The sequence below is a fragment of the Luteimonas terrae genome (genome assembly GCF_031457535.1).
Lineage (GTDB): Bacteria > Pseudomonadota > Gammaproteobacteria > Xanthomonadales > Xanthomonadaceae > Luteimonas > Luteimonas terrae_A.
This window is the reverse complement of sequence record NZ_JAVDWO010000008.1, coordinates 183,623-210,032: the sequence shown is the minus strand read 5'-3', so window position 1 is coordinate 210,032 and position 26,410 is coordinate 183,623. Positions and strand designations below refer to the sequence as shown.

General features: G+C 67.4%; 27 protein-coding genes. 14 read left to right on the top strand and 13 right to left on the bottom strand.

What is annotated here, in order from left to right; translation table 11 throughout:
• Positions 1–48: 48 nt before the first annotated feature.
• From J2W68_RS11470 to J2W68_RS11460, 3 genes are all read right to left on the bottom strand, one after another.
• Positions 49–1,206 carry an extracellular catalytic domain type 1 short-chain-length polyhydroxyalkanoate depolymerase gene (locus J2W68_RS11470; RefSeq protein WP_310235954.1) on the bottom strand — a complete coding sequence of 386 codons (1,158 nt, stop codon included), beginning with the start codon at positions 1,204–1,206 and terminating at the stop codon, positions 49–51.
• A 201-nt stretch (positions 1,207–1,407) separates the two neighbouring features.
• Positions 1,408–1,947 carry a pyridoxamine 5'-phosphate oxidase family protein gene (locus J2W68_RS11465; protein ID WP_310235953.1) on the bottom strand — a complete coding sequence of 180 codons (540 nt, stop codon included), beginning with the start codon at positions 1,945–1,947 and terminating at the stop codon, positions 1,408–1,410.
• 64 nt (positions 1,948–2,011) lie between these two features.
• Positions 2,012–2,218 (bottom strand): hypothetical protein, encoded by a 207-nt coding sequence (locus J2W68_RS11460; RefSeq protein WP_310235951.1) that lies wholly within the window; start codon positions 2,216–2,218, stop codon positions 2,012–2,014.
• A 259-nt stretch (positions 2,219–2,477) separates the two neighbouring features.
• On the opposite strand from J2W68_RS11460, the gene J2W68_RS11455 reads away from it, so the two are divergent.
• Together J2W68_RS11455 and J2W68_RS11450 are read left to right on the top strand one after the other, a co-directional pair.
• Positions 2,478–4,433, top strand: coding sequence for an alpha/beta hydrolase family protein (locus J2W68_RS11455; RefSeq protein WP_430539716.1), 1,956 nt, complete (start codon positions 2,478–2,480; stop codon positions 4,431–4,433).
• A gap of 251 nt (positions 4,434–4,684) precedes the next feature.
• Positions 4,685–5,128: a hypothetical protein gene (locus J2W68_RS11450; protein ID WP_310235949.1), complete on the top strand. Its 444-nt coding sequence runs from the start codon at positions 4,685–4,687 to the stop codon at positions 5,126–5,128.
• A gap of 45 nt (positions 5,129–5,173) precedes the next feature.
• On the opposite strand, the gene J2W68_RS11445 is transcribed toward J2W68_RS11450, so the two are convergent.
• Positions 5,174–5,791 (bottom strand): TetR/AcrR family transcriptional regulator, encoded by a 618-nt coding sequence (locus J2W68_RS11445; RefSeq protein ID WP_310235947.1) that lies wholly within the window; start codon positions 5,789–5,791, stop codon positions 5,174–5,176.
• A gap of 82 nt (positions 5,792–5,873) precedes the next feature.
• Between J2W68_RS11445 and J2W68_RS11440 the strand changes: the two genes are divergently transcribed.
• From J2W68_RS11440 to J2W68_RS11425, 4 genes are all read left to right on the top strand, one after another.
• Positions 5,874–7,028, top strand: a complete 1,155-nt coding sequence (locus J2W68_RS11440) for an MBL fold metallo-hydrolase (RefSeq protein WP_310235945.1) — start codon at positions 5,874–5,876, stop codon at positions 7,026–7,028.
• A gap of 135 nt (positions 7,029–7,163) precedes the next feature.
• Entirely contained in the window at positions 7,164–7,664 is a 501-nt protein-coding gene (locus J2W68_RS11435; RefSeq protein WP_310235942.1) for a hypothetical protein, read from the top strand.
• 62 nt (positions 7,665–7,726) lie between these two features.
• On the top strand, positions 7,727–7,867 hold the full coding sequence (locus tag J2W68_RS11430) for a hypothetical protein (protein ID WP_310235940.1): 141 nt from the start codon (positions 7,727–7,729) through the stop codon (positions 7,865–7,867).
• Positions 7,868–7,953: 86 nt separating this feature from the next.
• Entirely contained in the window at positions 7,954–8,454 is a 501-nt protein-coding gene (locus tag J2W68_RS11425) for a hypothetical protein (protein ID WP_310235938.1), read from the top strand.
• A 25-nt stretch (positions 8,455–8,479) separates the two neighbouring features.
• Here the strand turns inward: J2W68_RS11425 and J2W68_RS11420 are convergent, their stop codons facing one another.
• The gene (locus J2W68_RS11420) at positions 8,480–8,710 is read right to left on the bottom strand and encodes a hypothetical protein (RefSeq protein ID WP_310235936.1); all 231 of its coding nucleotides are present in this window, start codon (positions 8,708–8,710) and stop codon (positions 8,480–8,482) included.
• A gap of 475 nt (positions 8,711–9,185) precedes the next feature.
• On the opposite strand from J2W68_RS11420, the gene J2W68_RS11415 reads away from it, so the two are divergent.
• Together J2W68_RS11415 and J2W68_RS11410 are read left to right on the top strand one after the other, a co-directional pair.
• Positions 9,186–9,509 carry a DUF3817 domain-containing protein gene (locus J2W68_RS11415; protein ID WP_310235933.1) on the top strand — a complete coding sequence of 108 codons (324 nt, stop codon included), beginning with the start codon at positions 9,186–9,188 and terminating at the stop codon, positions 9,507–9,509.
• A gap of 207 nt (positions 9,510–9,716) precedes the next feature.
• Positions 9,717–12,383 carry a TonB-dependent receptor gene (locus J2W68_RS11410; RefSeq protein ID WP_310235931.1) on the top strand — a complete coding sequence of 889 codons (2,667 nt, stop codon included), beginning with the start codon at positions 9,717–9,719 and terminating at the stop codon, positions 12,381–12,383.
• 130 nt (positions 12,384–12,513) lie between these two features.
• Here J2W68_RS11410 and J2W68_RS11405 read toward each other — a convergent pair whose 3' ends face one another.
• Entirely contained in the window at positions 12,514–13,356 is an 843-nt protein-coding gene (locus J2W68_RS11405; RefSeq protein WP_310235929.1) for a class I SAM-dependent methyltransferase, read from the bottom strand.
• 123 nt (positions 13,357–13,479) lie between these two features.
• On the opposite strand from J2W68_RS11405, the gene J2W68_RS11400 reads away from it, so the two are divergent.
• Together J2W68_RS11400 and J2W68_RS11395 are read left to right on the top strand one after the other, a co-directional pair.
• The gene (locus J2W68_RS11400) at positions 13,480–14,568 is read left to right on the top strand and encodes an ABC transporter substrate-binding protein (RefSeq protein WP_310235928.1); all 1,089 of its coding nucleotides are present in this window, start codon (positions 13,480–13,482) and stop codon (positions 14,566–14,568) included.
• 262 nt (positions 14,569–14,830) lie between these two features.
• Positions 14,831–15,541, top strand: coding sequence for an outer membrane protein (locus tag J2W68_RS11395; protein WP_310235926.1), 711 nt, complete (start codon positions 14,831–14,833; stop codon positions 15,539–15,541).
• 401 nt (positions 15,542–15,942) lie between these two features.
• Here J2W68_RS11395 and J2W68_RS11390 read toward each other — a convergent pair whose 3' ends face one another.
• Positions 15,943–16,296, bottom strand: a complete 354-nt coding sequence (locus J2W68_RS11390) for an RcnB family protein (RefSeq protein WP_310148459.1) — start codon at positions 16,294–16,296, stop codon at positions 15,943–15,945.
• Positions 16,297–16,445: 149 nt separating this feature from the next.
• Here J2W68_RS11390 and J2W68_RS11385 point away from each other — a divergent pair, with 149 nt between their 5' ends.
• Complete coding sequence (locus tag J2W68_RS11385; RefSeq protein WP_310235924.1) at positions 16,446–17,540, top strand: DNA glycosylase AlkZ-like family protein; 1,095 nt, start codon at positions 16,446–16,448, stop codon at positions 17,538–17,540.
• Positions 17,541–17,583: 43 nt separating this feature from the next.
• Here the strand turns inward: J2W68_RS11385 and J2W68_RS11380 are convergent, their stop codons facing one another.
• Entirely contained in the window at positions 17,584–18,303 is a 720-nt protein-coding gene (locus J2W68_RS11380) for an alpha/beta fold hydrolase (RefSeq protein ID WP_310235921.1), read from the bottom strand.
• A 165-nt stretch (positions 18,304–18,468) separates the two neighbouring features.
• A complete protein-coding gene (locus tag J2W68_RS11375) occupies positions 18,469–19,251 on the bottom strand; it encodes a transglutaminase family protein (RefSeq protein WP_310235918.1) in 783 nt (260 codons plus the stop codon).
• A 117-nt stretch (positions 19,252–19,368) separates the two neighbouring features.
• On the opposite strand from J2W68_RS11375, the gene J2W68_RS11370 reads away from it, so the two are divergent.
• On the top strand, positions 19,369–20,589 hold the full coding sequence (locus J2W68_RS11370) for a GAF domain-containing protein (protein WP_310235915.1): 1,221 nt from the start codon (positions 19,369–19,371) through the stop codon (positions 20,587–20,589).
• A gap of 46 nt (positions 20,590–20,635) precedes the next feature.
• On the opposite strand, the gene J2W68_RS11365 is transcribed toward J2W68_RS11370, so the two are convergent.
• Entirely contained in the window at positions 20,636–23,356 is a 2,721-nt protein-coding gene (locus tag J2W68_RS11365) for a TonB-dependent receptor (RefSeq protein ID WP_310235913.1), read from the bottom strand.
• Between the two features lie 351 nt (positions 23,357–23,707).
• On the opposite strand from J2W68_RS11365, the gene J2W68_RS11360 reads away from it, so the two are divergent.
• On the top strand, positions 23,708–24,547 hold the full coding sequence (locus J2W68_RS11360) for an SDR family oxidoreductase (RefSeq protein ID WP_310235910.1): 840 nt from the start codon (positions 23,708–23,710) through the stop codon (positions 24,545–24,547).
• A 114-nt stretch (positions 24,548–24,661) separates the two neighbouring features.
• Complete coding sequence (locus tag J2W68_RS11355; protein WP_310235908.1) at positions 24,662–24,838, top strand: CsbD family protein; 177 nt, start codon at positions 24,662–24,664, stop codon at positions 24,836–24,838.
• 114 nt (positions 24,839–24,952) lie between these two features.
• Here J2W68_RS11355 and J2W68_RS11350 read toward each other — a convergent pair whose 3' ends face one another.
• From J2W68_RS11350 to aroE, 3 genes are read right to left on the bottom strand one after another with little or no spacing between them, the layout of a single operon-like run.
• On the bottom strand, positions 24,953–25,207 hold the full coding sequence (locus J2W68_RS11350; protein ID WP_430539720.1) for a YkgJ family cysteine cluster protein: 255 nt from the start codon (positions 25,205–25,207) through the stop codon (positions 24,953–24,955).
• A gap of 5 nt (positions 25,208–25,212) precedes the next feature.
• Complete coding sequence (locus J2W68_RS11345; protein WP_310235903.1) at positions 25,213–25,548, bottom strand: hypothetical protein; 336 nt, start codon at positions 25,546–25,548, stop codon at positions 25,213–25,215.
• A gap of 8 nt (positions 25,549–25,556) precedes the next feature.
• A complete protein-coding gene (gene aroE / locus J2W68_RS11340; protein ID WP_310235901.1) occupies positions 25,557–26,402 on the bottom strand; it encodes a shikimate dehydrogenase in 846 nt (281 codons plus the stop codon).
• Positions 26,403–26,410: the final 8 nt, after the last annotated feature.

Below are 26,410 nucleotides of genomic sequence, written 5' to 3'. Positions count from 1 at the left end.
GCTGATCCCTTTCGACACTTCAGGGCAGCTTCGGCTGCCCTGAAGCTTTCAGTGCGCGTGGCGCAGACAGAACGCCAGGATCAACGCGGACGCATCCGGGCCCTTGGCATCGGTGTGACTGCCTGACGGGTCGCCGCCACTCCACGCGTGGCCGGCGCCAGTCACGAGCACGTGTTCGACGCGAACCCGGCCTTCGCTATCGACGAAGGCGGTGTGCGTGCATTCGCGGCCGTTGACGCGGGCGGTCTCCGACATCTCGGCGCGCAGCGGCGCGACCGACGTTGTGCCCGCTGTCGCGTCGGCGACGATCGCACTGCCGTTGTTGGCGCGCACGGTGTGGTCGGCGGTGCCGTGCACGACGATCGTCGGTACGCGGTGCCCATCGGCGTCGGGCGGCGTCGCGTTGCGCGCGCTGCGGCCCTGCATCGCGGCGAACGCGCCGGGGACATCGGTCGCCGCGCCGAATGGCAGGCCCGAATGCGCCCCGACAGCGGCGAACTTGTCCGGATAGGTCCGGCCGAGGATCACCGCCATCGCTGCGCCGGCGGACAGACCGGCCACGTACACGCGGCGCGTATCCACCCGATGACGGCTGGCGATGTCGTCGACGATGCCGGCAAGGATCGCGGGCTCACCTTCGCCGCGGCGCTGGTCTTCGCTGCGGAACCAGTTCCAGCATTTCTGGCCGTTGTCGCGTGCGGTCTGCGCCGGATACACCACCAGCACGCCGTGCGCATCGGCAAGTGCGTTCATGCGCGTGCCGGCCGCGAAGTCCGCGGGCGTTTGCGTGCAGCCGTGCAGCATCATCATCAGCGGAGCGGCGGCCGCGTCGGCAGCATCGAGTCCCGGCGGCACATACAGCGTGTAGCTGCGCGTGCCGGCGTGATTGCTGTAGCTGTATTCGGTGGTCGTGCCGCGCGCTGTACGCGTGGTTGGCTCGGCGCCATGCAGGCGCGCAGTCGAATCCTCATCGGATGCGGTGCGCGCGGCGCTCGCGCGGTCGGCAGCTGTCGCCTGCGCGGGCGCGTTCTCCAGCGGCAGCAGGCCGGCCTGTTGCAGCGCGTCCTGGATTGTTCTCTGTACCCCGGTCGCGTTGCCATCTGCGCGAATGCCCGCCGACGACAACGCGTCCTGGATGGTGGTCTGGATCTGCTGGGCGCCCTCGGATCCACGGCGCAGCATGGACTTCGGGACCAGTGCGGTCATCGTCGGCGCATGCCGACGGAGGAGGGAGCTGAAAGATTTCAAGACAGAGGCCAAGCGGAGGGGGGAGTCCGCTGGACCAGCCTACGACCGCGCATGTGAGCGCGATGACGCATTGCACCAACAGTCCTGAACCGCTTATGCGGCGTTCCGGATCACCGGCGCAGGGCGGAGCCAGACGGCTCCACCGTGCATGGATGCCGATCAGGGCGAGACGCGGCCTTCGATGGAATCGTCGAGCGTCTTGCCGATCGCGGCGCCGACGACCATTTTCGATGCGGCAACGAAATCGCCGTGCTTGTTGTCCCAGTAATACCCACCCGTGGGGCGGACCTGGATGACGGTGATGCGCGGGTCGTCCTTGCCCTCGGTGAACCAGGTTTTCATGATCGGATTCCACAACTCCTCGATCCGCTGGCGATCGCGGCTGATCGTCGCGTGGCCTTCGAGGGCGAGAAACCCCGAGTGCTTGGATGCCTGGAAGAACAGACGCACGGCCGGATCGGCTTCGATCTCGGCATTCTTGTGGCTGTCGGACGCACTCAGAAACCACAGCGCCCCGGCCTCGTCGGCCTCTTCGATCGCCATGGGGCGCGTGCCGCCGGTGTCGCTGCCGGCCATCGGCGTGGTGCAGAAGAAACACGACTCGGCATCCTTGGTCATCTCCCGGATGCGGGCTGCGGCATCAGTGCCGGCGAGGTCTTCCCGGTTGTGTTCGGGCTGGTTGCGATTGATCGAATCCATCGGTGTCTCCGTACGAGTTGTTGAAACCATCGGCCCCGCACTGCAGGCGTGGCGCCGGGCAGTGTCAGTGCGCGTTGGCGCCCTGCGCCGTGGCGGTGTTGTCCTGAGCGCGCGCGGCGTTGGCGTCGTCGGAGACGTTGGTCACCAGCGGACGGTCCGCGCGCACGGGCGCATCGTTGTCGATGGCGGGAGCGGCGGGCGACCGGCGCTGCCAAGCCTGGTATGCGAAGTAGCCGAGTGCACCTGCGGCGGCGATTCTGAGAAGTCCCATATGCGATGTCCTGTACCTGTGTGGGGAGCGAGCCGCGTCATGGCGTCCGCGTGGAACCGGGACGCTGCATGCCCCGCCGTGAATCCGGAGCGAGGTCGCAGCATTCATCTGGCTGCGTCGCACGTTCCGACAGGCAGGCTTCATGTGCCCCGCTCGATCGATGGCGAGCCGCGTGATGGCGGCCGAATCGTCACGCCATGGACGGAACGCCGATGCGTCTGCAAGATGCGGGCGGGGACATTCAGGACAGGGGAAGCTCATGGCGCTTTGGATGCGTCGCGTGTGCGTGGGGCTGCTGTGCGTGGTGCCGATGGTCGTCGGGGCGCAGCCGCCTGCCGTGGATCTCGCGCCGCATCTGCGGCAGCCGCAGTTCCAGCGGGTCAAGATGTCGCCGGACGGCGCGTACTACGCGGTGATCACCGCGCTTGAAGACCGCACCGCGCTTGCGGTCGTGCGCGCATCGGATCACACGGCGACCGCCAAGGTGGTGGGCAAGCGCGATTCGGTGGTCGAGGATTTCTGGTGGGCGAACGACGAGCGCATCGTGGTCGCACTTGCCAGCAAGCGTGGATCGCGCGACGAGCCGACATCGATCGGCGAACTGCACGCGGTCAATGCAGATGGCCGCCATCCGCGCCTGCTCGCAAGCCCATACGGCGCGCGAGGACCCCTGGATACCTCGATCCAGCTGCTGCTCGAACCCTCGGTCTATCTGTTCGACACCTTGCCAGGCGACCGCCGCAAGGTGCTGGTGTCGGCGGTGCCGCAGACCAGCGACCCCAACGTGCGCGTGGAACGGCTCGACATCTACACCGGGCGCCGGGACACGGTGGCGATGGTGCCGGTGCGGCGCGCGCAGTTCCTCGCCGATGCGCAAGGTCGGGTGCGTTTCGCATCCGGCGCGAATGCCGACAACGTGCAGAAGCTGTTCTACCGCGAGGACGATGCGAGCCCGTGGCGTCTGGTGGAGGCGACCGCCTCGCAGACCCGCAACGCGTATGCACTGGGGTTCTCGGAAGACGGCAGGCTGGCTTACCTGCAGGTGGAGCAACCCGACGGCCCCGACGCGATCGTTGCATGGGATCCCGCCACCGACCGCTATACCGAACTGCTGCGCGACACCACAGTGGACCCGTACCGGATCCTTTACGCGCTCGATGGGCGCACGCCGATCGGCGCGTCCTTCATGCGTGAGCGGGTGCACAACCGCTTCTTCGACGAAGCCCATCCCACCGCGCGCCTGTACCGCAGCCTCGAGCCGGCGTTCAACGGCGATGCGATCCACATCACCTCGACCAGTGCCGACGGGCGCCAGGCACTGGTGCTGCTGTGGAGCGATCGCAACAGCGGTGACTACTTCCTGTTCGACACCGTGGCCAAGACCGGCAGCCGGATCTTCGCGCAGCGCGAGTGGTTGCATCCCGCCGACATGCTCGGCAGCCGCGAGGTGGCGTTTAATGCGCGCGATGGCCGGCAGATCCACGGCTACCTGACGCAGCCACGCGACGCCACCGGACCCACGCCGCTCGTCGTGGTGCCGCATGGCGGGCCGTTCGGCGTGTTCGACCACTGGGCCTTCGACGACGACAGCCAACTGCTCGCGGCCGCCGGCTATGCGGTGCTGCGCGTGAACTATCGCGGCTCGGGCAACTACGGCCGCGCGCATCTCGACGCCGGCGCGCAGGAATGGGGCGGCGCGATGCAGGACGACCTCACCGATGCGACGCGCTGGGCGGTGGAGACGGGCATCGCGCAGGAGAACCGCATCTGCATCTACGGCGCGAGTTACGGCGCCTATGCCGCGCTGATGGGCGCGGCGCGCGAGCCGGACCTCTACAGGTGCGCGGTCGGCTATGTCGGCGTCTATGACCTGGAGCTGCTGCACCGCGACCAGTCCGCGGGCAGCCGTTCGGGTCGCACCTGGGCGGGCGAATGGATGGGCGCGCGCAACACGCTGGCGGCGCGCTCGCCGATCACGCTTGCCGAGCGGATCCGAATTCCGGTGCTCCTCGCGGCGGGCGGACAGGACCTGCGCGCGCCGCTGGTCCACAGCCAGCGCATGGAGCGCGCGCTCGAGCGCAGTGGCGTAGCGGTGGAAACCCTGTACTACCCCAACGAAGGCCACGGCTTCTACACCGAACCGCATCGGCGCGAGTTCTATACGCGGCTGCTCGCGTTCCTCTCGACGCATCTGGGCGGCGCGGTCGCGCAATAGCGGGCCGCAGGACACTGTGCGCGCGACGGCGGACGAGCGGCGGAGGGGGCGGCACACCAAGATCCATGCGGTGCACCGGTCGGCCTGGCAGCGCGAGCGGCCGCGTCACTGGCCGGGCGCCGCGGGAAAGTCCGTCATTCAGAAAACCGGACCTGCAGATCGGGGCGCGGCCTTCGGTTATGCGATCCGGGACCCCCAAGCGCTGCCAACCGGGGTTTCATATGATTTGATTTTCGCGGGCCGGCGCGTTAATGGTCCGCGAGCCGCTGTTCGAGCGTCACGTGGCCAGCGTTCCGACGGTCGACGAGGAGGCAACGATGCACGACCTGCAGATCGAGCTGCGCCGAGAGCCGGGCAGCCTCCTGCACGCGCATGTCCGCGGCGCGGGCACGTTCGCCAACACCCTCCGGTACTGGCATGCGATCGCCGAGGCTGTCGAAGCGCAGCCGGCGCAGTTGCTGCTGCTGGTGGACGAACTCGCCCGATCGGCGTTGACCAAGGCGGAATGGGTACGCGTGGTGCACGACGTCGGCCCGCGACTCGGACGCCTGCGGATCGCGCACGTGAAACCGCACGGGCTCGACACGGTCGAGTACTGCGTGCTGTCGGCGATGGGCGAGGGGCTGGATGCGCGCGTGTTCGACGATGCGCGCATGGCCAGCCTGTGGCTGCGCTACGGACCTGTCGAGGACTGAGCGCCCAGCGTTGCGCGAGCCCTGCCCGTCGCTGCTGTCACTGCGTCAGCCGTAGCGCGCGAGGAACATGTCGACCGCGCCTTCGGCCACCTGGCGCTGCTGGGCGGCATCGAGCGCAGGCTGGCCCATCGACATCTGCGGCCAGAACGCGAAGCCTTTGACCAGCGACTGCAACTGGTGCGAAGCGAACAGCGGATCAGGCGTCTTCAACCGGCCGTCCGCGGCCGCGGCACGCACCCAGGTCGTGATGCCTTCCTCGCGGTCGCCGAGGCGTTCGAGCATCTGTCGGGCCAGTTCGGGCGAATGCAGGCCCGCGGCAATCGCGACGCGGGCGAGGTCGACGAAATGCGGGTCGTCGAGCAGTCGCAGCTTTTGCTCGACCAGTTCCATCAGCTGCGCGCGCAGTGGCCGGTCGGCGCGATAGACGAGATCGGGCCCGCCCACGCCACGCGCGAACATCTCCTCGAGGATGCGCAGGAACAGCGCGTCCTTGCTCGGGAAATGGTTGTAGACGGTGCGTTTGGACACGCCGGCCGCCGCGGCGATGCGGTCCATCGTCGTCGCCTCGAAGCCTGTGGCACGGAATTCGGCCACGGCTGCATCGAGGATCGCCACACGTTTGCGGTCGGTCAGGCGGGTCGGCGTGTCGGCAGCGGCGGTCATGCCGAAAGTTTACACCGAGGGGTTTACTTTCCGGCTTCAATAACTACACTGCACCGTGTAGTTCCTGTCTTCTGGATCCGCGATGCCACCGTCCTCCCCCGTCAAACCGCGCCGCCGGATCCTTCGGCGTCTGTGCCTGTCGATCCTGTTCGTCCTCGGAGTCCTCACCGTGAGTGCCTGCACCTTCTCCTTCGTCCGCACCAACCAGCCTGTCGCCGATCACCCGGCATCCCCGCAATCCGCCGAGGGCCGCTTCCGCAATCCGCAGCCGCGTCCGCCGATGGGGTTCGCCAACGGCGCGAAACTGTGGTGGGACTTCATGTTCAACAAGCCGCGCGGCACCACGCCGCCGCTGCCCACGCCAGTGCTGCCGATGACCCGCGCCGCGCTGGACGCCGCGCCGGACCGCAGCCTCTACCGCCTCGGCCATTCGACGTTGCTGATCAAGCTGCGCGGTGGCTTCTGGATCACCGATCCGGTGTTTGCCGAGCGCGCGTCGCCGGTTTCGTTCGCAGGGCCGAAGCGCTGGCACGCACCGCCGATCGCGCTGGAGGATCTGCCGCCCCTGCGTGGCGTGGTGCTGTCGCACGACCACTACGACCATCTCGATCGCGACACCGTCGTCGCACTGGCCCAGCGTACCGCCGTGTTCCTCGCACCCCTCGGCGTCGGCGATCGCCTCGTCGCCTGGGGCGTGCCGGAGGCAAAAGTGCGCCAGTTCGACTGGTGGCAGTCGGCCGAGATCGACGGCCTGCGTTTCACCGCGACGCCGGCGCAGCATTTTTCCGGTCGCGGCCTGCTCGATTCCGATCGCACGCTGTGGGCGTCGTGGGTGATCGAGGATCCGCCGAGCACGGCGGACGACACCGGTCTGAAACTGTTCTTCAGCGGCGACACCGGTTATTTCGACGGCTTCGCCGAGATCGGTCGCCGCTTCGGACCGTTCGATATCGCAGCCCTGGAAACCGGCGCTTACGACCGCCGCTGGGCATTCGTGCACATGCAGCCCGAGCAGACCGTGCAGGCGCACGTCGATCTGCAGGCACGCGTGCTGCTGCCGGTGCACAACGGCACCTTCGATCTGGCGATGCACGCCTGGGACGACCCCTTCGAACGCGTCAGCGCGATCGCCGCCGACCAGGGCGTGCGCCTCGCGACACCGCGCATGGGTGAACGCGTCGACCTGACGGCGCCGCAGCCGGGTAGCGCGTGGTGGCGGGAGATGCGGCGCGAGTGACGTGGCATCAGGGGGTGCACAGCAGCCGGCTGACGCCATCTACACCGATTTCGGATTTATCGGCTTGAGCGGCGCGCGCGCGAGGTAGAGGATCGAGCACATGGACCGGGCGATCCGCCCACGGGAGCCGCAGGGATGCATCGGCCCATCTGGGCGTTTCGCGTCATCGCCTTCGCGGTCGTTGCGTTGCTGGCTGCATGCGGCAACGCAGACGCACCGGTCGCGCCATCGACGGTTGCGGCTGTGAAGGCCTCGTCGTCTTCGAAGACGCACGTCGAGGCGGTCGTCGCCGATCTGCACACCGGCATGGGCTATGCCGCATTCCGCGAACGCGTACTCGCGCACGGCTGGACGCCCCGCGCCAGCCCGACGTGCCGGGCGGACATGGTCGGCGACGATGCCGCCGCCGTGTGCGCGCGGAACCCGCAGCTCACCGCGTGTCACATCTGCGATGCACTCCCGGAACTGCAGTCGTGCAGCAGCGATGCGCGCTGTCTGGTGCGATTAGGCCACGCCGGTAGCGCGCAGGATCTCGAAGCGCGCGCTTACGGTGAGGTCGACGCCTGGCGGGATGCAGGCGTCGACGCGGGACTGCAGATCATGGCATGGGACTTCGTGCCTGCATCCACGCAATAACGTCGCGCGCGATCCCGCGAAGGCCAGGACGGCCGAGAGTTTCCACGGATAGGAGTACGACGATGGGCAATCCGCTCCATGCGCTGATGTATCGCGGCGAATCTGGCGCCGCCCGTTACAACGCCTTCACCCACGGTACCTATGTCGATGCCGGCGGGCGGGAGCGCGTGCGGCCTATGGAAAACGCCGCATCCAGGATCTAAGATCCGGGCCAGGCCCGACACGGAACACGTCGGCGCGAACCGCGTCCCGCAGGACGCCCACACTGGATCTTCGAAAGGGCGCGGGTGTGATCAGAATCCTGTTGCTGGGCATGGCCCTGGTCGTCGGCGGCGTGGTGGCGTACGAGCACGGACACCGCATTTCGGAATCGGACGTGCGTGCGCACATGCAATCGCAGTTGGAGGCGACGCGCCGTTTCGACAGCGATGCCCTGTGCGCCTCCATGGCCAAGGATTACCGTCTACAGGGCATTTACTATGTCGCCGGAACTCAAGAGCGCAGGGATACCCGGCGCGACGAGACCTGTCGCAATGCACGTGAAGGTCTGACGGCTCTACAAGCGTTGTCGGCTCAGACGGGCGGGCTGCTGGCGGTAGATGTCACCTACGAGATCACCCGGATCGAACTCGCACCGGGTGGCCGTCGTGCGCTGGTCGAGGCGACGTCGACCGCCAAAATCGGCGGGCGGCTGCTCTCACGCACACGTGCGAAAGGACAGTTGTCTCGTGCGTTCTGGCAGGTTCGCGATCACGGTGGCGAAGCGCAGAACTGGGTGTACGTCCACTGAGGACGCGTGGTGCGCGCATCCGGTCTCAGGGCGCGCCGAAACCCGGGCTCGAATGCGAGGTGCTGCGCGGCACCGATGTGTCGAGGTCTTCGTCCGCGATCAGCGGATCGCCATGCGGCGCGGTGCGGGCACCTTCGTCGGGCAGCGCGCGAGCGTCCTGACGGGGCGTTTCACCAGCTTCGTCGGAGGTGCGCTTCCAGGCGCGGTAGGCGAAATAGCTCAACGCGCCTGCGGCAACGATTCTCAGCATCTTCATGGCGTTCTCCAATGGGTGGGCGGCACAGCTTGGCGACGCGGCGGTGAGCCGCATGTGACTCCGTCGGCATGCGGCGCGCGGTGCGATATCGCCGGATACGCGGGTCTGCGCCAAAGGCAGCCGCCTTGTGCAACGCAGTCGCGCTTGTCCAGTGATCGCCGCGTCGAATGGATGCAGCCTTCAATCGCTGGCGGTCGTGATCGATCGAGCTGTCCAACGATGTTGGCGCGTCCGCACAGGCTCACGGCAAGCCGCGCTATCGTCCAAAGCGTTCGCTCGGCGGGCTGCCCGGCACGTGGTGCGGGCAAGGCGCGCTGGCGCGCGGCTTCGTCTAGCGGCGGCAGGCAGGACTGCCGGGCTCTGGTGTCTGGGCGGCGCGGATAACGCGTGTCATCGGCTGTCTCAGTATCGGCTGCCGGTCGCACGGGTCTGGCGGCGCGCATCTACACTGCGGCCCCCGTTACAGGAAGACCCCATGCCGCCCCGCCCACTGTCCACCACCGGTCGCATCTTCGCGGCCGCGGCATTCTTCGAAGCGCTGATCTGGGCAGGCCTGCTGGTCGGCATGCTGCTCAAGTACGGCACGCAGACGACGGAGCTCGGCGTGTGGTTCTTCGGCCGGCTGCATGGCGTCGCATTTCTCGTCTACATCGCAGTCAGCCTGTTCGCGTGGATCCGCCTGCGGTGGCCGCTGTGGGCAGTGCTGGTCGCGCTGCTCGCTGCGATTCCGCCGCTGGCGACGGTTCCGGTGGAGATCTGGTTCCGCCGGCGCGGCCTGCTGTCTGTACGGCGCGGCTGAGTAGGGGCTTCAGGCGTCAGCGGAGCCTGGGTGCCCAGTCCGCTGACGCGAATCCCGAGCGATGCGAGGTGCCGCTGCAACGGATGTGGCAGGCGGCGCTCACGTGCTGCCCTGCAACTTGACAGCGTTGTCATCGGCCGTGAAAGTCGCGGCCTTCGCGTGCGTTCGCATGCATCCAAGCTTCGAAAATCCCTGGGGAGGGAACACATGGGCCAAATTCGCCGGTCACGGCTGCGCCTGGCGCTCACGCCGCTCGCTTTCGCCACGATGGTCTTCAGCGCTGCGGCGCAGGACCGCACGACCCAGGACACCTCGTCCGCAAACGATGAAGCATCGACGCTCGATGCGGTGATCGTGACGGTCGAGCGCCGCGAGCAGGATCTGCAGAAGTACGCGGGCACCGCGCAGGCGATATCCGGTGACGACGCCCGCGCACTCGGCATCAACAACGAGCTGCGCAACATCCAGGCGGTGGTGCCGGGCCTGAGCATGTCCAACCAGGAAGGCAACCTGGAGATCTTCATCCGCGGCGTGGGCTCGGCCAACAACACCGAACTGGGCGATCCGGGCGCGGCGCCGCACATCAACGGTGCGTATATCGCGCGTCCGCGCGGTCTGGGCGGCATGTTCTACGACATCGAACGTGTCGAGATCAACAAAGGGCCGCAGGGCACGCTGCGCGGGCGCAATGCGCTTGCCGGCTCGCTCAACATCGTGACCAAGCGGCCGGACCTCGAACAGTTCGGTGGCTACGTGCAGCTCGAGGCCGGCAACCGCGATCATCAGGCGGGCGAGTTCGCGATCAACCTGCCGCTCGGCGGCTGGGCGGCGCTGCGCCTGGCCGGTTACAGCGTCGAGAAGGACAGCTCCTTCCGCAACGCGGGCGATCCGCGCCTCGATCCAGCCGGCATCCAGGACGAGAAGGGCGGGCGCGTGTCGTTTCTCTACCAGCCCGACGACAAGCTGAGCGTGTTCGCGATGGCGGACATGGGCAAGGAAGGCGGCACGGGCTATCCAGGCGCCAATATCTGGACCGCCACCTGCAGCAGTGCCGATCCCGAGACCTGCCCCGACAGCCCGGGCCTCTCGCCCGACGACCTCGATCTGCGCAACGTGGTCTATCGCGGCGCACAGGGCACGCTCGACAGCACCAACTGGGGTGCGATGGCGAACGTGAGCTACGACTTCGGCCCGATCGTCGCCGAGTACAACACCAGCTATCGCGACGTGGACTACCGCCAGACCAACGCCGCCAGCGAAGGCATCCTGTGGCCGGGCCGCGACCTCAGCGCGCGTGGACCCGGCAACCCCGACGGGTTCGACTACGACAATTTCTCGACCCAGTACTGGGAGACGCTGTCGCAGTCCACTACGCATGAGCTGCGGCTGTCGTCGGCCGGTGACGGTCGCTTCCAGTGGACCGGTGGCGCCTTCCATTTCAACGAAGACCAGCAGGTCGGTTACCTCTCGCTGACCGACAAGGGCACCTGGTTTTCCGGCACCGAATTCACGATGCCGAAGGTCAATGGTCGCTCGACCGCGCTGTTCGCCGACGGCACCTTCGAGGTCAACGACCGCACGCGCCTGAAGGCCGGCGTGCGCCGCACCCGTGAAGCCAAGTCGCGCTACGGCATCGGCGGAAACTGGGCGCTGGGCCTGCCGGGCGTGGGCGGGGACTTCGCGACGCGTCTGGGCACCGAAGGCTTCGCCCCCGCCTTCATGCAGCGCCCGAATTTCGACGTGACCGGCCTGACCTCGCAGGCGGACATGGCGCGCTTTCTGCTGGAAGGCATCCTGCAACACGGCCAGCGCGACACGATTGCCGAGCAGATCGGCGCGGTGCCGGGCGGCGGCGATTTTGGTTGCGTCGATCGTCCCGATATCGGCGGCGATACGATCGACTGCCCCTACCAGCCCTGGGTACAGGTCAACAGCATTCCGTCGCAGCAGTTCGGCGAGAGCCGCTTCCAGTTCAACGACTGGCGCACCGGCGTCGAGTTCGATCTGACCGACGACCACATGCTCTACGCCACTGTATCCACCGGCCACAAGTCGGGCGGCTTCAACGACAGCTTCGACGTCGACGTGATCCCCGAAACCTTCAGCCCCGAGTCGATCAAGGCCTACGAGATCGGCAGCAAGATGAGCCATCGCTGGTTCGGCCGTCCGGGCACGTTCAATGTCAGCGCGTTCTATTACGACTACACCGATCAGGTGTTCCAGGACCTGACGGTGATCTCGCTCAACCAGGACGGCGAGCCGGCTGGCTATTCACTGGTCAACCGCAACATCGGCCGCTCGGCGATCTACGGCATCGAGGCCGAGAGCGTGACGCGCTTCGGTGCGGGCTTCATGCTGCACATCAACGCGCTGGCACTCGACAGCGAAATCAAGGAAGGCACGGTCGGCGACGCGCGGAGCCAGAACTACGGCGCCGGCGGCGTCACGTCGCTGATCGACCTCACCGGCAACGAGCTGCCTCTGGCGTCGCGATTCACTGGAAACGTACGCCTGCAGCACTTTAGCGAGCTTCCGTTCGGATCGCTCGACTGGCAGCTGCTGGCGTCCTACCGCTCGGCCTATTACCTGACTCAGTACAACAACCGCGACGTGGTGTACGTCGATGAGGCCCAGGACTTCGTGCGTCAGGAAACCGCGGCCGAAGCCGGCTTCCCGGACCGGCAGCGCGGCGAGGTCACGCTCAACGCCGGCATCGGCATCACCTCGCTCGACGGTCGCTGGCGCTACGAGCTCTACGGCAGCAACCTGCTCGACAACGACGTCTCGCAGAAGGCCATCGTGGGCTCGCGGCTCAACATCCGTTTCCTCAACGATGCGCGCGCCTACGGCATGCGGGTCCGCTACCAGTTCTGATCGAAAGTGCGGGATCCCGAGCGTCGGGACACGCAGCGCCAACAGGCCACCGGATGCACGCGCATCCGGTGGCTTTTTCATTGGGTGATGCATGCGACGCGCCGCATGGGCGCTCGGTGTCGCGATCGCCTCAGCGCCTGACCGCCAGCACGCCGTCGAGCGCGAGTTCGGTCTTCAATCCGGCCTTCTCCAGGCGTCGCGCGACTTCACGCGGCACGTCGCGGCCACTGGTCAGACGGTTCGGCGCGCCGGTGTAGTGGAACAGCCGGCCGCCGCGACGCAGGACGCGTGCGAGATGGTCGTAGAAGACCTGCGAATACAGTTCGCCGGCGATGCCGAACCGCGGCGGGTCGTGCAGCACCGCGTCGACGCTGGCATCGGCGATGTCGACGATCGCCTGCGAGATGTCGGCATGCGTCAGGTGCAGGCGACCGGCGGTCTCGGCCGCGTCGGGATCCGGTGACCACGGATTGAGCGTGCGCAGCCACAGCACGTCCGCGTTCTTCTCGAACGAACGGATCTGCGCGACGCCTGATTCCAGACAACAGGCGGCGAAATAGCCGAGTCCGCCGCAGGTATCCAGCACGGACTTGCCGCGTGGCGCGACCAGCGCGACCTTCTGCCGCGCATCGTCGATCGGCGAGATCCGCGCCGACACCAGCATCTTGATGCCGTCGATCTCGAACGTCGGCGGGCCCCAGTCGGTCGGCACCAGCTTGATCAGCGAACGCCCGTAACGCGAGACCGCCACCCAGTTGTCGCCGTCGAGGACGTAGAGCGTGCGGTCCCTGAGGTTGCCGGGCCACGGGTACGCATGGTCACGCCACGACCAGTGGTCGTCGGCGAGCGTCACGGTGTCGATGCTGCGCCCCAGGTCGAGCGAGCCGGTCCACTCGCCCGCGCCGGTGCGGTGCGCGGCCAGCATCGCCTCGGCGATGTCGCGGGTCAGCAAGGGGCCGGTGGCGTGTGGCATCACGGGTCGGGATGGGAGCGGGCGGGCATCGTAACCGGCGGCGACCCGCCTCTGTCCGATTGCCGGCGCTTCGACGAGAATCGCGGCTTCGGACGGTCACCGTCCACACCTGGAATGCATCGCATGCGTATGACCGCTATAAGCCTGGCCGTCTCGGCCGGATTGCTGCTCTCGGGATGTGGGCTGAATGTGTCGGGATCCGGCAATGAGGACGCCGCCACATCTGCGCGGGCCGACACCGACACAACGGCGTTGGCGATCGACGGCGAGGTGACCGGGGAGATCACCTCCTCGAGCGACATCAACTACAGCGACGGCAGTCGCTACCAGCGCTTCTCGCTGCCGCTGAGCGAGGGCCAGGCGGTGTCGTTGTCGCTGGAGGGAGCGCTGCCGGGCACGCTGGCGGTGTTCAACGACAATCAGCTGATCGCGCGCGGTGAGGGTCCGGGCCTGGCGTTCCGGGCGACGTCGGCGGGCGAGTATCTGGTCGCGGTGAGTGGTCGCGGCGCCGACGCCTTCGGTCCGTTCCGGTTGGCCGCGAAGACCATCGAGGCCTACGACGGCACGCCGCTGGCAGGCGAGGGCGAAATCGTGGACTGGCTGACCGGCAGCGCGAAGGACTACACGTTGCAGGTCGAGCGCCCGGGCCTGTACACGATCACGCTGGCATCGAGTGCATTCGACCCGGTGTTGCGCGTGCGGGGTCCCGGCGTCGAAGCGGAGAACGACGACAGCGGCGGCACAGATTCGCTGCTGCGCCTGTTCCTCGAGCCCGGCAGCTACACATTGAACGCGGCCGCGCTCGAAGGCGACGGTCGTGGCGATTTCAATCTCGCCGTGCGGTATGCGCCGCTGCCGGGCGGCATGGTGACGCGCGACGGGACCGCGTTGGTGTCCGGTCAGATGGCGGTGGCGCGTGTCGATGGCGGCAGCGGCCGCACGTTCGTGCTCGAAGTGCCCAGCGATACGCAGGTGATCGTCGAGGCCCGCTCGGAAGAGTTCGACACCGTGCTGCATGTCGAAGGACCAGGCGGCACGTTCGAGGACGATGACGGCGGGTCGGGCACCAACTCGCGGCTCTCGACGCGCCTGGCCGCCGGCCGTTACACCGTGCGCGTGGCGAGTCTGGGCGGCGGCTCGGGCATGTTCGAAGTCGAAGCACGTATCGAGGGCATGGAGGCGCCGGCCGCCGGCGGCGTGACTGCACCCTGAACTTCTGCAACGTCGGCAGCCGCCACACGTTCCCGCGTACGCAAGGACCGTTCGAATGGCGTCAGGTTCCTCACCGCCGTAAACGCAACTTGAATGCGGGGGCCGGGAATTCGTGCAGGGCGCGTGAAGGTTTGCGTGCGCTTCAGGCTCGGGGGTCTCTACTGCGGCCCGCGACGCCCCTTTGGCGTTGCGGAATTTCCCCCGCAGACGCGCGATCGACCCGTCGATCGAGCGCGTCCAAGACCAAGAAAGGATGGCCCCGATGAAGAAGCTCCTTATTCCCGCCGCGATCGCAGCTGCGCTGTGCGCACCCACCGCATTCGCCCAGAGCATGGGCGGCGACACCTACCGTCCTGACCTGCAGGTCGGCGAGGGCAACGCATTCGTCGCCGGCAACGTCGGCCGCACCGATGGCGGCACGGCTGGCCGTTTTGGCACCGGTGATTTCAACGTGTTCGAAAGCCGCGACGGTCGCAAGACCGGCTACGGCCTCGTCGGCGGCTACCGCTGGAAGCTGTCGCAGAACTTCGGCCTCGGCGTCGAGGGCGGCTATGCGGACCTCGGCAACATCGAAGTGCGCAATATCAACAACGGCGACGACGTGAACCAGCGCGCCGACCGCAATGCGCTGCGTGGCTGGCAGGTCGGCGGCAACGCGCGCCTGAACATCACCCCGGCCTGGTATGTCAGCGGCCGTGGTGGTTTCTTCCGCGCCTCCGACAACAACTTCGACTACTACAACTCGGTTGGTGAGGATCTGGGGCTGGAGAGCGGTGGCAGCGACGGCCGCAACAGCTGGTACGCCGGCGTCGGCACCGGTTGGAACGCCACCGAGAACTTCAGCATCGGCGTGCACTACGATTACTACCGCGCGAAGTCAGGCGATGTGCGTGACCCGGTGACCGGCTTCGAGTTCGAAGGTCCGAAGCGCTCGACCGCGCTGCTCGGTCTGACGGCCGAATACGCGTTCTGATCCAGTCTACACATGCGTAACAAAACGGGCGCCTCAGGGCGCCCGTTTTTTTGGATCCGATGGGCATGCAGACGGATCACGATTCGGGTGCTGCACGCGGCAAGCGTCATGGGCGTTGCGCGTTTCACGCATGCGCCGCGGCAGGAATGCCCTCTCTGCCGGCCTACCCGATGCGCTGGCCCATGTCGCACGTCGACAGCATGCCCCGCGCTATCGAGTGGCGCGGCGCTAGACCACGCATGGCGGGATCAACCTGTCATGGCACCGTGTGCAGTCGGCCCCACAGGCTTCCGCGCCGAGAGATGACGTGCCGCGCTACCTCCGGGCGCTCCAGTCATGGCGCCCCCTGGCCCGTGATAGGAACGCGCGACGACCGGGTCAGGCCGACGCTCGCCGGATTGTCAGCGCGAAAGCGCCTCGAGGATCATGCCGGTGGCGGCCTCGATCAGCAGGTATTGGTCGTCGTTCTGGCGCACCCATCGCTGCCCGTCGCGCGGCGCATGCAGGCGCTGTGCCCGGTAATCGTCGACGTAATAACGGCGATCGAGTTCCGCCAAGGGCAGGCGATCACCGCGGCGCCATGCCTGCTTCTCCCAGCCCGGGGGCGTGCGGTCATGGCCCTGGCGCCCATGCGGAGTCCCGGCATGCGCGGGCGGGCCTTTGCCCTGGGCGTGGCGCGGGGGATCGGCGAACGCGTTGGTGCTGATAAGCACCAATGCGGACAGGGTGGCTGCAAATGCGATTGGGTAGCGCATGCGTGGGACTCCTGGGGGGGTGGCGAAGACGCTAGGCCCCGACTCGTGAACGCCAGAGCACGTATGCCGGGCATACCGTTCGAAGCCGTGCGGCGGGGGCATGGCAGCGTGTGCGCGCTTACCGACACGGCGACTGGCATCATGCGGCGATGCCGCCGCTGACCCTCGATCATCTGCGCCGCCACGCGGTGGCGCGCTCGCTGTTCAAGCCGACCACACTGATGCGCGCGGTCACGAAGCTGGGCTTCGTGCAGGCCGATCCGATCCGCGCGCCGGCGCGTGCGCAGGATCTGACGTTGCGCCATCGCGTCATCGACTATCGCGCCGGCGACCTGGAACGGCGCTACCCACGGCTGGCGCTGGAAGAGGATTTCTTCGTCAACTACGGTTTCCTGCCGCGCGCCACGCAGGCACTGATGCATCCGCGTGTCGCGCGCGAGGACTGGACGCCCGCGCGTTGGCGACAGGCGCATGCAGTCCGCGACTTCATCGCCGAACGTGGCGCGGTGCATCCGCGCGAGGTCGACGCGCACTTCGCCCACGGCAAGGTCAGCAACTGGTTCGGCGGCTCGTCGAATGCCAGCACGCAACTGCTCGACGGCATGCACTACCGCGGCCTGCTGCGGGTTGCGCGGCGTGACGGCGGCACGCGGGTCTATGCACTGCGCGAGCAGGACGCGACGGTGCTGGATGCGGACGAGATCGACCGGCGCCTGGATCACATGCTCGATCTGCTGGTGCGCAAGTATGCGCCGCTGCCTGCAGCCAGCCTGCGCCAGCTGATGTCGTATCTGGGACGCGGCGTGCCGCAGTGGCATGCCGCACGCGCGGCGACCCTGGCACGTTCGCGCGCGCGACTGGGCGGCGCGCGTATCGAGGGCATCGACTGGATCTGGCCGGCGGACGAGTCGCCGCAGGGTCGTCGCTGGCGCCCCGATGCCGAGGTCCGGCTGCTGACCCCGTTCGACCCCGTGGTCTGGGACCGGCGTCGCTTCGAACTGCTGTGGGACTGGCGCTATCGCTTCGAGGCCTACACGCCTGCGCCGAAACGCACACTCGGCTATTACGCGCTGCCGCTGCTTTGGGGCGATCGCGTGATCGGCTGGGGCAATGTGTCGGTCGTCGACGGCGCGTTGGACACGCGCTTGGGTTACGTCGAAGGCAAGGCGCCGCGCGATGCGGCGTTCCGCGATGGACTCGATGCCGAACTCGCGCGCATGCGGGTGTTTCTCGGTTTGTCGTGACGCGTGTGACGCAGCGTGCGCCGCGTCGCACGCATGCATCGCGCTACTGGATCAGATTGACCTGCAGCACCGCGGTGTCGGTCAGCAGGCCGAAGTGTCCGGTGGCGATCGTGTGACTCGCGTTTTCGCCAGGCAACGTGGAGCTGTGCACGCCGCCGACCGTGCACAGCCCGCCATAGCAGACGATCTGGTCGATCCACGATTTGATCGAATAGGTCTTCATGCCGAGCGGCTTGCCGGCCAGCGACGCCAGCAGCGGGCTGTTGACCGATAGGCCCTGCGCGCCACAGGTCGAGGTGACGACATTCCAGGGATAGGTGCCGCAACTCCACAGGCCGCGATACGCACCGGCGATGCCCACGAAGCTGGCGACCTCGTTGGCGAGGCCGTAGTCGACGATCTGCTTCGCCGCCAGCGTGACGCCCATCGAATGCCCGATGACGTCGATCCTGCCGGTGCACGAACGCGCGATCGCCTCGACCAGCGCGTCGAGCACCGGCGTCTCCTCGCTGCCGCTGTGGTCGTTGCACGCCGCGCAGACCTTGCTGCCCCAGTTCGGCCGCAGGATCTCGAAATCGGTCCAGCCGCGGGCGCGCAGCTCGACGTAGGTGTTGTCGAACTGCGCGGGCGTGCCGGCATTGCCATGCACCAGCACCACCGCATCGCGGCAGGCGGCGTGGGTGGCCGAGGCGCATGTGACAACGAACAGGATCAGCAACAGTCGCAGCAGCCGCGCATTGCGGCGATCGGACGCTCGGAACATCGGACATCTCCCACGGCCCGCGGGCCGCACACAGGTGGCGCGGCCGACGGCGTCGGTCGCGATCTGGCCGCGTGGGGAGATGGCCAGTGGCCGGATGTCAGCACGTGCGCGCCGCGTGCGGCATTGGACCTTCGGCCAGTCGTGATGTCCTGCGTGTTTCGCCGGTCAGGGCTTCTCGCCGACCCAGACCTGCATTTCGACCGTCTGCAGCAGGCCGTAGTTGGTCAGAAATGCCACGTCTGCCGCATCGCGTCCGTAGGCGACGACGATGCGTCCGCCGCGGGGCGCCGACTGGGTCGCGTCGAACGTGTACCAGCGGCCGTCGAGGTAGGCCTCGAACCAGGCATGCAGGTCCATCGGCTCCAGGCCGTGGAGATAGCCGACCACCATGCGCGCGGGAATGCGCAGGCTGCGGCACAGGGTGATGCCGACGTGCGCGTAGTCGCGACACACGCCGGCGCCGTGCGCCATCGTGTCGAATGCATCGGTGGTGGCGTCGCTGACGCCGTAGCGGTATTCGATGTGGCGGCGGATCCAGGCGACGATCGCGCCGACCTGGCCGGCGCGCGGGCCAGCCTCGTCGACAATCTGCTGGGCGCGCTCGAAGGCACGGTCGCTCGGGCAGTAGCGGCTGGGCAGCAGGTACTGCAGGGCGTGATCCGGCAGCGAGGCCGGCGCCATCGGCGCGCTCCAGGGCGCGACCGCGATCTCGCGTTCGGTCTCGACTTCGAGTTCGGTGCGGATGCGCATGCGCCCGCTGTGGACGACGAAGCGCTGGCACAGGTTGCCGAAGGAATCGACGAACTCGGTGGGGCGCACGTCGGGATCGAAGGCGTAGTGCTCGCTCACCAGCCACTGGGCATCGCCACTGCGGGGACGGAGCATCGCCACGACGGCACAGTCGACCTCCGCTTCGACGACGAGTTCGCAACCGGCCAGCAGGCGCATCGTGCATCCAGGAAGGGGAAAGACGCAGCGTGGGCGCTGGCGCGTGTAGCGGATGTCGCGGTGGCAGCACGGGACCCGCCGGCGTAGGCTGGCGCATCCCTGTCGGCTGCCTGTCTTATGGACGTTCCGAATCAGGTGCAGCGTGATATCGATGCCGTCACCCGCATTGCCGCTGTGCCGAAAATCCTCGAAGTCATCACCCGCACCACCGGCCTGCGCTTCGCCGCGGTTGCGCGGGTGACCGATAGCCGCTGGATTGCCTGCGCCGTGCGCGACGAGGTGGCGTTCGGCCTGCAGGCTGGCGGCGAGCTGGAACTGCGGACGACCATCTGCGACGAGATCCGCCAGCATCGCCAGCCGGTGGTGTTCGGCCATGCCAGCACGAATCCGGAGTTCGCCGAGCACCACACGCCACGCCTCTACGGTCTGGAAAGCTACATTTCGGTGCCGATCCATCGGGCCAGCGGCGAGTTCTTCGGCACGCTCTGCGCGATCGATCCCCTGCCGTCCCGGGTGGAAGCGCCGGAAACCCTGCAGATGATGGAGCTGTTCGCCGAACTCATCGGCGAACAGCTCGAGAGCGACGAGCGCTATGCGCTCAGCCAGGCCGCGCTGCACACCGCGCTGGACGTGGCAAAGCTGCGCGAGCGCTTCATCAACGAAGTCAGCGACGATCTCAAGGAACCGATCCAGGCGCTGGTCATGGACGCCTATCTGATCAAGACCACGCCGGGACTCGATGCCGACACCCGCGAGCGCGTCGCGGCGATGGAGGCCAATCTCTGGCGGATGGCGGCGCTGGTGGGCGGCATCGCCGATTTCGCGCACGACAAGCTGGTCCCGGTCGCGCCCCTGGTGCGGACCCCGGCGGCGACGCTGGCCGCTGAGTTGCAACGTGTGCTGTCGCAAGTCGTGAGCGCCTATCCGCAGCGCGTCCTGGTGACGGCCGTGCGGATCGATGTCGATTGCGACCCCGCGCGTCTGGGTCAGCTGCTGGTGAATCTGGCGCTCAACGTGCTCCGGCATGTTGCCGCGGACGCGGCCGTGTCGATCGAGGCGACGACCACGGCCGGCAGCCTGGTACTTGCCGTTGAAGCGCCCGGGCTGGTGTTGTCGGGCGAGGACCTCGGCCGCGTGGTCGACACGTCCGCGGCCCCGGGCGGCCCGATGCGCGGGCCGCGCGCCTGGGATTTCTTCATCGCTGGCGAGATCGCCTGTGCCCATGCGGGCCGGCTCGCGGTCACGCCGACGCCCGGTGGCAGCCGGCTGGCGTTCGCGATGCCGCTGCAGACCCGGCAGGACACCGCGCCTGCGACGCTCGCCAGCGTCAGCGCCTGACGCACGCGCCGAGGCATCGGTCGATGCCGCGGCGCGTCACGTCCCGTTACAGCCGGAAGCGGACACCGAGCATGTATGTGCGCTCCGGCGACGCGCGGTCGCGCAGGAACTCCGGGCTGCCGAAGTAGTTGTGGGTCTTGCTGCCGAGCAGATTGGTCGCTTCCATGAACACCGTGATGTTGTCGTCCATCGCGTAGTTCAACGCGAGGTCGACGAACGTCTCCGGCCCATGAAACACCTCGGATGGCTGATCGCCCGATGCGCTGAAGCTCACCGCGTAGTCGTCGCGCCAGTTGTAGGCCAGCCGCGCGGAGAAGGCCTCGTACTCGTACATCAGCACCGCGTTCCAGGCGCGCCGTGACACGTTCGCCAGCGGCTGCATCACGCCGTCTGGCGATTCGGCTTCCGCATCGATCCACGTCGCGTTCAACTGCGTGCCCAGACCCGAGAGCGCGCCGGGCAGGAAATCGTAGAACTGCGTGTAACCGACCTCGACGCCGCGCAGCGTGCCGCTGCCGGTATTGCGCGGACGGGTGATCTGGTACGTAGTGCCGTCGATGCGTTCGTCTTCGGCGTAGATCTGGACGTAGCCGTCGACATCGCGATGGAAGGCCGCCAGCGACAGCAGCGCGTTGTCCTGGAAATACCACTCCAGCGATGCATCGAAGTTCTTCGATTCCACCGGCGCCAGATCCGGGTTGCCGCCGCTGCCACGTGCGGGCAGGGTGTCGGTGGATTCAAACAGTGCCAGCTGCGGATTGAGGTCGGCGAACTGCGGCAGGGACACCGACTGGCTGTGCGACACACGCAGCATCAGGTCTTCGCGCAGCGAGAGGTTCGCGCTGAAGCTCGGCAGCCATTCGGTGCGTACGCTGGTGTTCTGCACCGGCGTCTCCACGCCATCCACCAGCGAGGTGCCGTTGAGCGCGCGCTCCAGCCGTACATGGCGTACGCCCAGGCGGCCATCGACGGGAATCGAGCCCAGCGTGAAACCGTAGTTCGCCTGCACATAGGCAGCGTCGTTGTCTTCGCGGTTGTCGAAGTACATTGCCGGGTTCGCACCAGGACGTTCCGGCGACTGGCCCATCGCCTGGCGGATCAGCGCGGTGTTGCCGAGCAGGAAGTCGCGGTTCGCGCCGACCCAGCGATGGATGCCGACATCACGATCGCCATCGAGGATGTTGCCCGGCGAGAGTTGCGACAGGCCCGGGATATCGGACATCCGGATCGCCGCGCCGCTGAGGTTGTCCTGGGCACCCGGGTCGCCCCCGATGTTGGAGGCCTGGCGTCGTGCGAGCCGCACACCGGCATCGATCGAACTGACGATGCCGCTGTCGAACGCGAAGTTGGCATCGCCGCGCCATGCCCATTCGTCGCCCTCCTGGCGGCTCCAGCTGTCGTAGTACTGGCTGAGCAGATACGCGGAAGGATCGGTGACATCAACGGCACTGCCGTCCGCGTTGGTCGCCGACGTGAACGGCACACCATCGCTGCTGTCGACAATCAGGCGCGGCACGGTCGTGTTGGCGTCGAGCACCATCGAACGGTTGTCGGATTCGCTGTAGGTGTAGGCCAGTTCCGTCGACAGCTTCAGCCGCTCGCCTTTCCAGCTGCCGCCCAGCGCGGCCTGCCAGGTGTCGGAGCTGTTCTCGTGCGCCTGCGTGCTCGACAGCACGTCGCTGTCGCGAAGTTCGATCCGCTGCAGGATGTCGGTGCCGGGACGGGTGGACAGCGCTTCGGTGTTCTGCGGTGACAGCGATCCCGGGAACGGCATCCAGTAGTTCACGCGCGGACGATTGCGGTAGCCGGTGTAGAAACCGTCGGCCCAGAGTTCGGTGCGCTCGCTCGGCTGCCACTGGAATGCGACATTGGCCGCCTTGCGTCGACGCAGGCCCTGCGCCTGCAGATTGCCGGCGTTGTAGGGCACCAGGATCTGCCGCGACGGGTCGAGTGGATTCTCGACACGGTCATAGGTGCCGTGGAAGGTATTGGATTCGAGATACGGCGTTTCCTGGTACGACACCGTGCCCAGCACGCCCATGCGGCCGACGCCCGTGTCCCACTGCGTGCTGCCGGTCAGGCTGCCGTTGGTCGCGGTTTCGCGCGCCTGGTCGGCATACAGCGACGACACGCTGCCGGCGACGGTGCTGTCGTCCTCGAAATCGAACGGACGGCGCAGGCGGATGTCGACCGCGCCGGCGATGCCGCCTTCGATCTGCTCGGCGCCGCTGGTCTTGTAGACGTCGACCTGCTGCAGCTGGTCGGCGGGGATGTCGGCCAGCGCGACGCCGCGCCCGGTCGTGGTGAAGATGTTGCGGCCGTTGAGCGTGGTCACCACGTTCGGCAGGCCGCGCACCAGGACCGTGCCGACCTCGGCGCCGCCGCGTGCGACCTGCACGCCGGTGATGCGCTGCATCGCTGCGGCGACGCTGTTGTCGGGCAGTTTGCCGATGTCTTCGGCGACGATGGAATCGGTGATCTGCGGCGAAGCACGTTTGGCATCGAGCGCGCCGGCGACGCTGGCACGGACGCCGCGGACCTGCACGGCATCGAGTGTGTCGACGCTGGCGTCTTCGGTTGCAGGCGCGTTGGATGGCGCGTCAGCGTCGGCCGGCGTGCAACCGGGGATCGGCGCATCGGGATCACAGACAGGTGCAGGCGAAGTCTGTGCGAAGACGGGCGTGGCGAGAATCGCAGCGGCGAGTGTGGCCATCGCCATGCGGTGGCGGGTGCGGGTGCGGGCGTGGGGATCGGGAGCGGACGTCATCGTGCGGAAGGAGCCTCTGGGGTGCGGAATGTCGAGACGGGCTGGGCACATTCGCGTGCAGGAGACGTCGAACCGCGCGCGGAACACGCGCTGCCGGACACCACCGGCAGCCATGCCACCTCGCCCTTGATCACGCCTGTTCAGGCGCGGTCGCGGATTAGAGCAACGCGAACCTTAGCGTTGTGTTTCGGGGATGTAAGGATTCGGTCACGCGTCCGTGACGTATCAGTCGCGTGTGGTGCGCGCGCGGGCGCATTGCAGACGCGAGAGCGCGATCAATGCATGTGCTTTCACGGTCGTTCGACGACATCGGGGCGAGCGTGGCAGGCCCCGCACCCAGGAACATTTGCCATGAACCAGCCTGCCCAGCAACAGGACGTCCCCGGCGTCGAGAGGAAACTCGATCCGCCCGCCGACCACGGCGAAGACAGCTACCGCGGCAGCGGCCGGCTCGAAGGCAAGGTCGCCATCATCACCGGCGGCGACAGCGGTATCGGTCGCGCGGTTGCGCTTGCGTATGCACGCGAAGGTGCCGACGTGCTGGTGAGTTATCTCAATGAGGACGAGGATGCGCGCGAGACACAGCGCCTTGTCGAAAGCGCCGGGCGGCGCTGCGAACTCGTCCCCGGTGACATTGCCGAGCCGGCGCATTGCCGTGCGATCGTTCAGAAGACCGTCGATGCCTTCGGCCGCATCGACATCCTCGTCAACAACGCTGCCTACCAGATGAGCTACGACTCGCTCGACGAGATTCCCGACGACAAGTGGGACTACACGTTCCAGGTCAACGTCGGCGCGATGTTCCACCTGTGCAAGGCCGCGGTGCCGCACATGCAGCCCGGTGCATCGATCATCAACACCAGCTCGATCAATTCCGACAAGCCCAAGGCGACGCTGCTGCCGTACGCGGCGACGAAGGGCGCGATCGCGAATTTCAGCGCGGGCCTGGCGCAGCTGCTCGCCGAGAAGGGCATCCGCGTGAATTCAGTGGCGCCCGGGCCGATCTGGACGCCACTGATTCCCTCGACGATGCCGCCCGACGAGGTGGCATCGTTCGGCTCGCAGGTGCCGCTCAAGCGGCCGGGACAGCCGGCCGAATGCGCGCCGATCTTCGTGCTGCTGGCATCGGACGAGGCGAGCTACATGAGCGGCGGCCGGTATGCGGTCACCGGCGGCGCGCCGATCCTGTAACGACTGAACGTTTCCACCACCGCGTGCACCTGCACGCGGGGTCTTCACTTCGGCATGGCGATGCGCGGCGCATATCGTTCGTACCCTGCAATCCAGCAGACGGGAGACCGCAACGTGGACAAGAACCGCAGCGAAGGCATCAAGAACCAGGTCAAGGGCTCCGCGAAGGAAGTAGCCGGCAAGGTCACGGGCAACACCTCCAAGGAGGTGGCCGGCAAGGCGCAGAAGACCGCCGGCAAGGTCCAGAGCGCGGTCGGCAAGGCCAGCGACGACGTCCGCAAGGGCCGTTGAGACATCGCCAAGTGTCACGGACGGGCGGCTCAGGCCGCCCTTTTCGTGTGTGCGGATACACCCTGCGTCATTCGAAGACCCGCAGCGCAGCCGCAGGGGATACGCCGATGCGCTTCAGGGAGTCGTGATCCGCTCGAGTTCTTCGAGCATCGCGAATGCTGCCTCGCGCGAATCTCCGCACATATCCATCGCGGGCCGCAGCGATCTACAGACCGCAGGCCGTTCCGGTTGCCCGAACAAGCGGCAGCGCAACTGTGCATCGAGCTGCACGCACGCCACGCCGGCGGGCTTGCCGTGCGGCATGCCGGGAATCGGTGACGTGATCGAAGGCGCGATGCAGCAGGCCGCGCAGCCGTCCCGGCACTGCACGAGGGTCAACGCGCGCTGCGTACGATCGCCAAGGCCAGCAACACCAGCCCTGTCGCATGCAGCAGCGCCAGTGGCACCGTCATCAGCGTGAACATCATCTGCATCTGCTCGGTCGGCATCGCGGCGCTGATGATGTACATCTGCAGCATGGGAAAGGCGAACATGCTCAGCAGCTGCATGAGCAGCAGCACGCCGAAGCCGATCAGCCCCAGGGTGCGGGATGCCGTGGGCAGGGAGCGGCGCTGTGCCACCAGCGCCAGGCCGACAACCAGTGCGATCAATACCGGCAGCCGGACCGGCAGATCGCCGGCGACCACCAGCAGAATATCTTCGATGCGCATCATCACCCTCAGTCCGCATTGACCAGTAGAGCGCTCTGTGACTGCAGCGCCTCGAACACCGCCTGGGTCTCCGGGCGCACGCCGTGCCACAGCGCGAAACTCTCGGCGGCCTGCTCGACCAGCATGCCGAGGCCGTCGATCGCATCACGGCAACCGTGCGCGCGTGCCCAGGCCAGAAAGGGCACCGACGCTTCGCCATAGCTGAGATCCACCGCCGCCGTGCGCACGCCGACCAGCGAGCGCGGCAAGGACAGCATGGCGCCGCCGCGGCCGGCCGAAGTCGCGTTGACGATCAGCTCGAACTCGCCCAGCTCTTCGAGCTGTTCGAGATAGCGCGGATGTACGCGCCCGGGCTCGCCCAGCGCGTCGGCCAATGCGTCCGTGCGCGATGCGGTGCGGTTGACCACATAGAGTTCGCTGATGCCAGCCTCCAGCAACGCCGGTGCGACACCGCGCGCCGCGCCGCCCGCGCCGACCAGCAAGCTGCGGCGGCCGCGCAGATCGAGGCCATGCCGCTCGGTGAGATCGCGGACAAGGCCCGCGCCATCGGTGTTGTCGCCGTGCCAGGCATCGCCCCGCCGCACCAGCGTGTTGACCGCGCCGGCGCGCTCGGCCCGCGCACTGCGCGTCGAGGCCAGGCCGTGCGCGAGTTCCTTGAGCGGCAGCGTGACGTTCGCCCCGGTCCCGCCCGCTGCGGCAAAGGCCGCGAGGGCATCGGCGAATACGTCGGGCGCCGCATCGATGGCCTCGTAGGCGATCGCGATCCCGGTCTGCGCAGCGAACGCGGCATGGATGCGAGGCGACAGTGAATGCGCAACCGGGTGGCCGAATACGGCGAGGCGGGCAGGTGACATGGAAATCT

What these genes read in the sequence shown, in the direction of transcription:
- J2W68_RS11470 (WP_310235954.1), bottom strand. Translation starts at nt 1,206, where the DNA reads ATGACCGCACTGGTCCCGAAGTCCATGCTGCGCCGTGGATCCGAGGGC.
- J2W68_RS11465 (WP_310235953.1), bottom strand. Translation starts at nt 1,947, where the DNA reads ATGGATTCGATCAATCGCAACCAGCCCGAACACAACCGGGAAGACCTC.
- J2W68_RS11460 (WP_310235951.1), bottom strand. Translation starts at nt 2,218, where the DNA reads ATGGGACTTCTCAGAATCGCCGCCGCAGGTGCACTCGGCTACTTCGCA.
- J2W68_RS11455 (WP_430539716.1), top strand. Translation starts at nt 2,478, where the DNA reads ATGGCGCTTTGGATGCGTCGCGTGTGCGTGGGGCTGCTGTGCGTGGTG.
- J2W68_RS11450 (WP_310235949.1), top strand. Translation starts at nt 4,685, where the DNA reads ATGGTCCGCGAGCCGCTGTTCGAGCGTCACGTGGCCAGCGTTCCGACG.
- J2W68_RS11445 (WP_310235947.1), bottom strand. Translation starts at nt 5,791, where the DNA reads ATGACCGCCGCTGCCGACACGCCGACCCGCCTGACCGACCGCAAACGT.
- J2W68_RS11440 (WP_310235945.1), top strand. Translation starts at nt 5,874, where the DNA reads ATGCCACCGTCCTCCCCCGTCAAACCGCGCCGCCGGATCCTTCGGCGT.
- J2W68_RS11435 (WP_310235942.1), top strand. Translation starts at nt 7,164, where the DNA reads ATGCATCGGCCCATCTGGGCGTTTCGCGTCATCGCCTTCGCGGTCGTT.
- J2W68_RS11430 (WP_310235940.1), top strand. Translation starts at nt 7,727, where the DNA reads ATGGGCAATCCGCTCCATGCGCTGATGTATCGCGGCGAATCTGGCGCC.
- J2W68_RS11420 (WP_310235936.1), bottom strand. Translation starts at nt 8,710, where the DNA reads ATGAAGATGCTGAGAATCGTTGCCGCAGGCGCGTTGAGCTATTTCGCC.
- J2W68_RS11415 (WP_310235933.1), top strand. Translation starts at nt 9,186, where the DNA reads ATGCCGCCCCGCCCACTGTCCACCACCGGTCGCATCTTCGCGGCCGCG.
- J2W68_RS11410 (WP_310235931.1), top strand. Translation starts at nt 9,717, where the DNA reads ATGGGCCAAATTCGCCGGTCACGGCTGCGCCTGGCGCTCACGCCGCTC.
- J2W68_RS11405 (WP_310235929.1), bottom strand. Translation starts at nt 13,356, where the DNA reads ATGCCACACGCCACCGGCCCCTTGCTGACCCGCGACATCGCCGAGGCG.
- J2W68_RS11400 (WP_310235928.1), top strand. Translation starts at nt 13,480, where the DNA reads ATGCGTATGACCGCTATAAGCCTGGCCGTCTCGGCCGGATTGCTGCTC.
- J2W68_RS11395 (WP_310235926.1), top strand. Translation starts at nt 14,831, where the DNA reads ATGAAGAAGCTCCTTATTCCCGCCGCGATCGCAGCTGCGCTGTGCGCA.
- J2W68_RS11390 (WP_310148459.1), bottom strand. Translation starts at nt 16,296, where the DNA reads ATGCGCTACCCAATCGCATTTGCAGCCACCCTGTCCGCATTGGTGCTT.
- J2W68_RS11385 (WP_310235924.1), top strand. Translation starts at nt 16,446, where the DNA reads ATGCCGCCGCTGACCCTCGATCATCTGCGCCGCCACGCGGTGGCGCGC.
- J2W68_RS11380 (WP_310235921.1), bottom strand. Translation starts at nt 18,303, where the DNA reads ATGTTCCGAGCGTCCGATCGCCGCAATGCGCGGCTGCTGCGACTGTTG.
- J2W68_RS11375 (WP_310235918.1), bottom strand. Translation starts at nt 19,251, where the DNA reads ATGCGCCTGCTGGCCGGTTGCGAACTCGTCGTCGAAGCGGAGGTCGAC.
- J2W68_RS11370 (WP_310235915.1), top strand. Translation starts at nt 19,369, where the DNA reads ATGGACGTTCCGAATCAGGTGCAGCGTGATATCGATGCCGTCACCCGC.
- J2W68_RS11365 (WP_310235913.1), bottom strand. Translation starts at nt 23,356, where the DNA reads ATGACGTCCGCTCCCGATCCCCACGCCCGCACCCGCACCCGCCACCGC.
- J2W68_RS11360 (WP_310235910.1), top strand. Translation starts at nt 23,708, where the DNA reads ATGAACCAGCCTGCCCAGCAACAGGACGTCCCCGGCGTCGAGAGGAAA.
- J2W68_RS11345 (WP_310235903.1), bottom strand. Translation starts at nt 25,548, where the DNA reads ATGCGCATCGAAGATATTCTGCTGGTGGTCGCCGGCGATCTGCCGGTC.
- aroE (WP_310235901.1), bottom strand. Translation starts at nt 26,402, where the DNA reads ATGTCACCTGCCCGCCTCGCCGTATTCGGCCACCCGGTTGCGCATTCA.